Source organism: Ornithinibacillus scapharcae TW25 (assembly GCF_000190475.1).
GTDB classification, from domain to species: domain Bacteria; phylum Bacillota; class Bacilli; order Bacillales; family Amphibacillaceae; genus Ornithinibacillus; species Ornithinibacillus scapharcae.
The window spans coordinates 1-2,127 of the sequence record NZ_AEWH01000007.1; the positions used below are offsets into that span (position 1 = coordinate 1).

General features: G+C 34.2%; 3 protein-coding genes. All 3 read right to left on the reverse strand.

Features of this window, described 5'->3' with window-relative positions:
• Window positions 1-262 (reverse strand): recombinase family protein (locus G5W_RS20240; protein ID WP_010093949.1); only part of this gene is annotated, 262 nt, incomplete at its 3' end.
• Between the two features lie 143 nt (window positions 263-405).
• Window positions 406-957, reverse strand: coding sequence for a replication-relaxation family protein (locus G5W_RS0102600; protein ID WP_010093950.1), 552 nt, complete (start codon window positions 955-957; stop codon window positions 406-408).
• Window positions 944-2,127: FtsK/SpoIIIE domain-containing protein (locus G5W_RS20245; protein ID WP_010093952.1), on the reverse strand; the 1,184-nt coding region annotated here is incomplete at its 5' end. The genes G5W_RS0102600 and G5W_RS20245, both read right to left, overlap by 14 nt.

Consider the following 2,127-nt stretch of genomic DNA (forward strand, 5'->3'; position numbering starts at 1 on the left):
ACGTACACACTGCATTCATTAATTTACGAGATAAACGGTCTGGATCATAACAAATTACCTTAGATATGTGTCCTTCTTTTACATCTTGTCGTAACTTGGTTAGTCCAGGTCTTTCTAAAAATTCTCCAGAGTAACCATCATCTATATATTCAAGTGTTTGATTCGTGTTTGCTTTCTTCTTGCACTCTTCTATCTGATTGCGTAGACTGTACCCTTTTTTGCTCTGTTCCTCCGTAGATACTCGCACGTAAATTGCTATCATTTATGATTACCTCCCGAAGATAATCATAGCACCTCTTTAAATGTTTGTCAGTAAACTTTGAATGGTCATAATGAATATGCATAGGTGCATACCTCCTTTATACAAGGTATGTATAAGGGTTTGTCCATTATTAAAAGAAGTCCCTAAGAAATTTTTCTTAGGAACTCGTCAAAGTTATTCACTTGTAACACCTTTACTATTTCCGAATTGATTTCATACTTTTTATCCGTAATCATTAGGATGTAAGGTAATCTATCTATTTCAAAATATAATGCTTCATATCGTTTAATTTTCTCATTCATCACTTTTTGAGAATAAACATTTCTTTGTACCTCGATAAAAAACGGAGTCCCTTTTATAATCGTGAAAATATCGGGTTCTGCTAATCCTTTTTTAAACTTCGGCTCTAATTCAAAGGTTTTAGGTCTTAGTTTCACATAAATATCAACTAAAGTTAAATAGTGAGGGATTTTAGTAGAGTTCTTTTTCATATTACTGCCTGCAGGAAAGTACACGTATGGGGAATGGTGGTTACTAAATTCTATTTGACCATCACGTACAAGACGTTTTAATACCGCATTAGCATTTGATATGGGGCTTTTTAAATGTGAGAAATACAGTTCGACTATTTGATTTCGTGACATTACTCTAAATCGTTCCAAGTCCTTAATAATATTCAAGTCACGTTTCTTCATTCTCAAACAACTCCAGTATGGAATCCTTTCTTATAGGTACGACATTTGTTTTACGATAAGGTTCTAACAGTTTCTTAGCAGTTTCATTTTTTAATAGTGGCGCTTGAATTTCTTGTATGTGGGAGTTTATTCGTAATAACATTCTCCCTGGTATTTCCAACTTTTCGCTTCCGGGTGTACCAATAATTTTGGCGTTTATACTGTCCTGAGCTTTGAAGCCCATTCTAACAGTTAAATTAGCTTTTAATTTACCATCTAATAGGTCCGCATCCGGTCGTTGCATAGATAGGATGAGAAATACACCTAAAGACCTTCCTATGCTAGATATTTCTTCTAGTAAATCCATAATAAAAGTTTCCTTTTTCAATAACACTACCTCATCAATACACACGACAATATAAGGCGGTTTGTTAGGTAATTCATCAATCGAATTAACTTCGGCTTCGTCTAACATATCCCCTCTACGAATCATTTCTTTTTTCACCTTCATTAGAGGTACAGTTAGCTCACTCGCTGAATGAAATACACCGTCAACATGTTCTGTCTTTTTATATAAGAAGAATTCAGACCGTTTTAGATCTCCTAATACTAATCGCAATTGGTTAGGTGATTTTGCTTTAATCAAAGTCGTTAAAATACATCTTAAAGCACCGGATTTTCCACTTCCCGTTTCGCCAGCTACTAACAAGTGAGGGTTTTCTACCATATCAAATGTGAATATTTTCCCTTCTAAACTCATTCCACATACAATAGGAAGTTTCTGCATATTAACACCGCTGAGTTGATTGTAATCATAATTAAATTCTTTTGGTAGACCTTTAGGATACACGTTTAAAATCCCCCTTTTGTTTTCTACTTGCAAGTCTATATAATCATTAAAATGTTGTTTAAACACATAACTTTTCTTGATGAAGTCCTCTGGGTTTACCCCTTTAGGAACAGAGAAAATGAATGTCATTTTTTCATCAGTAATTCGTGTTTTAATAATATTTGGCTTGATTTTAACCTTTTCATCTTTTCGCTTCAAATACAATTCTCCATTGAGGAAGGCTTTTCGTAATTTACTGTTTTGAGTACTGATTTGCATACCTTTCCACATATAAGGAGCAGAACCGTATAAAATCGAGCCAACAAATGTAGCCCATGCCACTTCTATAATCGTGTGTACGT

Coding starts and splice junctions, on each gene's coding strand:
- G5W_RS0102600 (WP_010093950.1), bottom strand. CDS start 957: ATGAAGAAACGTGACTTGAATATTATTAAGGACTTGGAACGATTTAGA.